Source organism: Niallia endozanthoxylica (genome assembly GCF_008710145.1).
Lineage (GTDB): Bacteria > Bacillota > Bacilli > Bacillales > Cytobacillaceae > Bacillus_BD > Bacillus_BD endozanthoxylica.
This window is the reverse complement of record NZ_VYKL01000069.1, coordinates 1-6,142: the sequence shown is the minus strand read 5'-3', so window position 1 is coordinate 6,142 and position 6,142 is coordinate 1. Positions and strand designations below refer to the sequence as shown.

Sequence of the window (6,142 nt, the reverse complement as noted above, 5' to 3'; positions counted from 1 at the left end):
ATGGCGGAGGAAGAGGGATTCGAACCCCCGCGCGGTTTAACCCGCCTGTCGGTTTTCAAGACCGATCCCTTCAGCCGGACTTGGGTATTCCTCCGTTTAAGACAAAATAAAATATATCATAAGACCTTGATTAATGTCAACATATGCTGAAACTAAACATAGTATTTTCCGGGCAATAATAGCTTGCCCGGATTTTTGCTTTTTATTTCATCTAAGAAATTTTATTATCTTGGTGTGATTACTTCTCGATTTCCCATATATGGACGCAATACTTCCGGAATCACAACAGATCCATCCTCTTGCTGATAATTTTCAAGGATAGCCGCTACAGTTCTGCCGATTGCCAGTCCAGATCCATTTAATGTATGAACATGTTCTGGTTTTCCCTTCGGATCTCGGCGGAAACGAATATTCGCTCTTCGCGCCTGGAATGCTTCGAAATTACTGCAAGAAGAAATTTCTCGATATGTGTCATAACTTGGCATCCAAACTTCTATATCATATTTTTTCGCAGCCGTAAAGCCAAGGTCACCTGTGCACATGCTCATCACACGATATGGTAATTTCAAGAGCTGAAGGACCTTTTCTGCATGACCAGTTAAAACTTCAAGTTGTTCATATGATTCTTCCGGCTTAACAAATTTCACAAGCTCTACTTTATTAAACTGATGCTGTCTGATTAAGCCCCTTGTGTCTCGGCCAGCGGAACCTGCCTCTGAACGGAAGCAAGCACTAAAGGCGGCATAGCTGATCGGAAGCTCTTCGCCATTTAGAATTTCATCACGATGAAGGTTTGTAACAGGGACTTCTGCAGTTGGAATTAAGAAATAGTCATCATTTTCAATTAAGAATGCATCTTCTTCAAACTTTGGAAGCTGGCCCGTTCCTGTCATGCTGGCCCGGTTGACCATATAAGGCGGCAGTACTTCAAGGTAACCATGCTCTTCAGTATGGAGATCAAGCATAAAGTTGAATAACGCTCTTTCCAATCTTGCGCCTAAGCCTTTGTAAAAAACAAATCGGCTTCCTGTTACTTTACTTGCACGTTCAAAATCAAGAATGGCAAGATAATCAGCAATATCCCAGTGCGGCTTTGCTTCAAAACCAAACTGAGGCTTCTCCCCCCAATTTCTAATCTCCACATTATCATCCTCTGATTCACCAATAGGTGTGCTTTCATGAGGGAGATTAGGAATACCTAAAAGGAGTTGCTCTAAAGTATCTTCAACTGCTTTTAGCTTCTCATCAAGAACCTTAATCTCATCTCCTACTTCACGCATTTCCTTAATAAGATGATCGGCATCCTTCTTTTCGCGCTTTAATTCAGCAACTTGTTGAGAAACTTCATTTCGTCTGCTTTTAAGTTTTTCTGATTCAACAATCAGTTCACGGCGTGAAACATCTAAATCTTCAAAGCGGCCAAGCTCTGATAGGTCCTCGCCGCGATGTTGAAGCTTTGCCTTTACCTCTTCAAAATTAGCTCGTAATAATTTAATATCAAGCATAAGAATCCTCCTCTTATTCCATTTTTCGATTAAAGCCTTGATAAAGAACCGTTAAGATTTTCAGACATACAAAAAACTCCCATCCCTAAAAAGGGACGAGAGTTACCCGCGTTGCCACCCTAGTTGAAAGCATACGCCTTCCACCTTAAAACGATAACGGTTTTATCCGAAAGTATTTACTAACCAAATTGCGGCTTTCCATACTCTACTCAAGGATGGATTCACAAGCGTCATCCGCCGATTTTCACCAACCATCGGCTCTCTACAAGAATAACCCTCTTGCTACTATTTCCTCTCACAGCTTTTAAACGATATGGTATGTAATGTTCTTACTAAAATTAACTATTTCCATTTTACTATAGGATTATGCAAAATTCTATTATAATTCTTGAACATCTTCGGAACCTTTTAAGTGAGGGAGAATAGAAAAAAGGGGTTCCCCAGAATAGGGAGCCCCTTTTTCTATTTATTAAAACCAGCCTTTTACAGTCGAAGATACACTTCCCCATACATCGCCAAAGAATCCGCCGATTGCGCGCATACTTAAAATGAACCAGTTTGCCTTTTCGACATTTTCTGCAACTACTACATCAATCTGAGGATTTTTCCCATTAAGGAATTGAATTGGAGTGCCATCTTTTGTTTCTAACTTAATATAGCCTACTTTATCGCCTTTTTTAATAGGAGCTGTTAATTCTCCATCTTTATTTAGAAGCTTTTTATCTAATACAAGGACGGGCTTATAATTATCCTTCTCGCCCTTTTTGCTGTATAGTTCAATTGCCTCTTTTGTATAAACTTTTACCTCGTCTTCTTTCCCTTTATTTACAGGTAATGTTTTCGCGTTTTTCAACTGGTAATGTTTCTTTAATACTTCTTCCTTAGAAAAATTACTGAATGCATAATCTAGCATCTTCTTTGTTTCATCGAATCTTGATTTATACGTACCTTCTCCGCCTTCACCTTTTGCATTCATTACAACTGTGATATAGCGGTCTCCATTACGCTCAGCAGTACCGGTAAAGCAATAACCGGCAAAATCAGTGGTACCTGTTTTTAAACCATCCACACCATTGTATTTAAAAACAAGCTCTGGAAGCATCCAATTCCAGTTATCCATTTTGATTTCGTCATCTGTTCCTGCTCTAAACATTTTAGAAGGAATACTTGTCGTTTCTAATACTTCAGGGAAATCTTTTAATAAACGAAATGCTAAGGTTGCAGTAGCGCGGGCAGACATTACGTTTTCCTCTTCAGCACCGCCAACCGAATGCATTCCTTTCAAATCACGATTATTTAATCCAGATGAATTAACAAATTTAAAACTTTTTAAACCAAAATCATTTGCCTTGTCTGTCATCATTTTTACAAAGCTTTCTTCAGATCCGGCAATTGTTTCAGCTATAGCAATGGTCGCTCCATTTGCTGAGTATATTGTCATCGCTTCATATAGCTCTTTAATCGTATAAGTTCCGTCTTTACGCAATGGAACGTTCGACAGATTTCTATCTTGTGAGATATTATACACATAATCACTTACGGAATACTCCTGGTCCCATTTTACACGTCCCTCTTTGATTGCCTCAAGAAGAAGGTATTCCGTCATCATTTTTGTCATACTCGCAATACCAAGGACCTCATCAGGGTTCTTTGCATATAATACTCTTCCAGTCTCAGCATCCACCAATATAGCGGCATCAGCATTCACACCTAAAGTATCTTCTTCTGCACTTACACTGCTCAACCCTGAGAAAAGGCTTAAGAATAAGAGCATTGCTAGCAGCCCAGCTACTTGTTTCCGAAACATTTTCTTTTTCAATTTAAAGCCCTCCAACTTTTAATACACTTTTTTTATATTAACATAAGTTATTATGAAAGAATAGATTGCGTAAATGCCTATTTTTTAAAAAGCAGGATAAGAAGACTATAGCTTGTATTAGTAATAAAAAACAAAAAGCAGGGAGTATATCCCTACTTTATTGTTATTTTATTGAATAGAGTAGTTTGGAGCTTCTTTTGTAATTTGAACATCATGTGGATGGCTTTCTCTTAAACCAGCTCCACTCATTTTGATAAATTGACTGTTTTCTCTTAAGGCATCTAAGCTTCCTGCACCACAATAACCCATACCTGAACGAAGCCCGCCTACTAGTTGATAAATGGTGTCGCTAAGCGGCCCCTTGTATGGTAAACGTCCTTCGATTCCCTCTGGAACAAACTTTTTATTTTCCTCTTGGAAGTAACGGTCACTTGAACCCTTTTCCATAGCTGAAACAGAACCCATACCACGGTATACCTTGAAGCGGCGACCTTGGAAAATTTCCGTTTCTCCAGGGCTTTCTGAAGTACCGGCAAGCAAGCTTCCTAACATAACAGCATGTCCGCCTGCAGCGAGAGCCTTCACAATATCTCCGGAATATTTAATACCGCCATCTGCGATAATGGACTTTCCGTACTTTCTTGCTTCTGTCGCACAGTCATAAATAGCTGTAATTTGCGGTACACCCACACCAGCAACAACCCTTGTTGTACAAATGGAACCAGGTCCTATTCCTACTTTTACAACATCTGCACCGGCTTCGAATAATTCCTTTGTCGCCTCAGCTGTTGCAACATTTCCAGCAATAATAGAAAGCTCTGGATATGCCTTGCGAATATCTCTAATCGTATCAATAACTCCCTTTGAATGTCCATGGGCGGTATCGATAACCACAATATCAACACTAGATTTTACTAATGCTTCTAATCGCAGCATGGTATCTTTGGAAACGCCGACTGCCGCTCCGACTAACAAACGGCCATGTTCATCTTTAGCGGAGTTTGGAAACTCGATAACTTTTTCAATATCTTTAATTGTAATAAGCCCTTGTAATACGCCGTCATTATCAACGAGAGGAAGCTTCTCAATTTTATATTTTTGTAGAATCTTCTCTGCCTCTGCTAAAGTTGTACCGACTGGAGCTGTTACTAGATTTTCCTTTGTCATTACATCTGAAATCTTGATAGAGTAATCCTGGATGAAGCGGAGATCGCGGTTAGTAAGAATACCGACTAGTTTTCGTTCTTCTACATTATTGACAATTGGAACGCCAGAAATTCTAAATTTCCCCATTAGATGTTCCGCATCAAAAATTTGCTTTTCCGGTGTTAGGAAAAATGGATCTGTGATAACCCCGCTCTCTGAGCGCTTTACTTTATCTACTTGTTCCGCCTGCTGTTCAATCGTCATATTTTTATGAATGATTCCTAGACCGCCTTGACGGGCCATGGCAATAGCCATTTCAGCTTCTGTTACAGTATCCATTCCTGCACTGATTAACGGAATATTTAATTTCACTTTATCCGTTAAACTTATTTTTAAACTTACATCTTTAGGGAGTACTTCTGATTTTGCAGGGACTAATAATACATCATCAAATGTTAACCCTTCTTTGGCAAACTTACTTTCCCACATGAAAAAGACCTCCTGGACTGAAAAATATTATTAGTAGGTTATCAATTGGATAAAATAATGTCAATGGAAGTATTTTAATTCGAATATTTCTGAAAATATGGAGGTAATTACTTTGATTCAATCATACAAGGATTTTCACTCCTTTTTGCCCTTTTTCTCCGCTTCGGACACGCAATTATATTTAAAGAATTGTTACCAAAAATTATCTGTAGAACAGGCAGAACAAAAAAGCTATGAGAACTGCTATCCCTTTGTTTATTATTTGGAACATGCACAAATTTATTACCAGCAAGCCGTTCAAGCACCGCTTTTAATTCAACCGATTCTATTATTTTATGGCTTTTCCCATTTAATTAAGGCTTGTTTATTGACAAAAGATCCTCATTACCCAGGAAATACATCGATGCTGGCACATGGTGTATCGACAAGAAAACGAAAAAAGCAGCAATATGAGTTTTTTCAGGATGAAGTAAAATTTCAAAAGAACGGACTACTATCCTGTATGTTGGAGAATTTATTTAATATAAAGCATACTGAAGGTGATAAAGCAACAATGTGTGAATTGTTTCAACAGATTCCTGAATTAAATCCGCTTTTTAATCAATTGGAAGGAAAGCATACATATATCAAGGTACCGATTCAACAGGAGTCCTTTGCATTTCCGAAAAAAATCCTAGATGCCTTCCATATGACAGAGAACCGTTTTATTGATTTTTTACAAACTGAGTCTTCCAATAGTTTATTCTATAAGGAAAGCTTATCAGACTGTTTGCTTTTTGACTATCATCATTCGAATATTTGTTTAACACCGATAAAATATAATCTAGAAGACCAGAGCTTTTATTTTTCTCTCTTAAGAGGAAAGTTCTTAACTTTTCCGGAAATGGTTACACATTATTTGTTGCTCTATAATTTAAGCATGATTGCTAGATATGAAACAGAATGGTGGAGCGAACTTTTAAAAACAATGCCGAACAAAGACTATCCTTTTATTGCTCACTTTTTAAAACTGACGGCGAAAAAGGGGCCATTTTTGGTATATCAATTTTTGTTCAATCGATTGCATTAAAAGTGAAACTTCGCTCTTTAATTGTATACACGACAAAAAGAGTATCCATTTTGGATACTCTTTCATCCGCTTGGCGACGTCCTACTCTCACAGGGGTAAGACCCCAACTACCAT

4 protein-coding genes, 1 tRNA gene and 1 other annotated feature are annotated in these 6,142 nt (G+C 38.2%); of the genes, 1 reads left to right on the top strand and 4 read right to left on the bottom strand.

The window, feature by feature from the left end:
* Window position 1: 1 nt before the first annotated feature.
* The 4 genes from F4V44_RS26525 to guaB form a co-directional block, all read right to left on the bottom strand.
* Window positions 2-94, bottom strand: a tRNA-Ser gene (locus tag F4V44_RS26525).
* 130 nt (window positions 95-224) lie between these two features.
* Window positions 225-1,505, bottom strand: coding sequence for a serine--tRNA ligase (gene serS / locus F4V44_RS26520; protein ID WP_150442982.1), 1,281 nt, complete (start codon window positions 1,503-1,505; stop codon window positions 225-227).
* Between the two features lie 88 nt (window positions 1,506-1,593).
* Window positions 1,594-1,813: a binding site (T-box leader), on the bottom strand.
* Window positions 1,814-1,974: 161 nt separating this feature from the next.
* Window positions 1,975-3,312: a serine hydrolase gene (locus tag F4V44_RS26515; RefSeq protein ID WP_150442983.1), complete on the bottom strand. Its 1,338-nt coding sequence runs from the start codon at window positions 3,310-3,312 to the stop codon at window positions 1,975-1,977.
* 180 nt (window positions 3,313-3,492) lie between these two features.
* Entirely contained in the window at window positions 3,493-4,959 is a 1,467-nt protein-coding gene (guaB, locus tag F4V44_RS26510) for an IMP dehydrogenase (RefSeq protein WP_150442981.1), read from the bottom strand.
* Between the two features lie 112 nt (window positions 4,960-5,071).
* Between guaB and F4V44_RS26505 the strand changes: the two genes are divergently transcribed.
* The gene (locus tag F4V44_RS26505; RefSeq protein WP_150442980.1) at window positions 5,072-6,028 is read left to right on the top strand and encodes a YaaC family protein; all 957 of its coding nucleotides are present in this window, start codon (window positions 5,072-5,074) and stop codon (window positions 6,026-6,028) included.
* Window positions 6,029-6,142: the final 114 nt, after the last annotated feature.

Excerpts from the sequence above, each read along its gene's own strand:
- serS (WP_150442982.1), bottom strand. The coding sequence starts at position 1,505 with ATGCTTGATATTAAATTATTACGAGCTAATTTTGAAGAGGTAAAGGCA.
- F4V44_RS26515 (WP_150442983.1), bottom strand. The coding sequence starts at position 3,312 with ATGTTTCGGAAACAAGTAGCTGGGCTGCTAGCAATGCTCTTATTCTTA.
- guaB (WP_150442981.1), bottom strand. The coding sequence starts at position 4,959 with ATGTGGGAAAGTAAGTTTGCCAAAGAAGGGTTAACATTTGATGATGTA.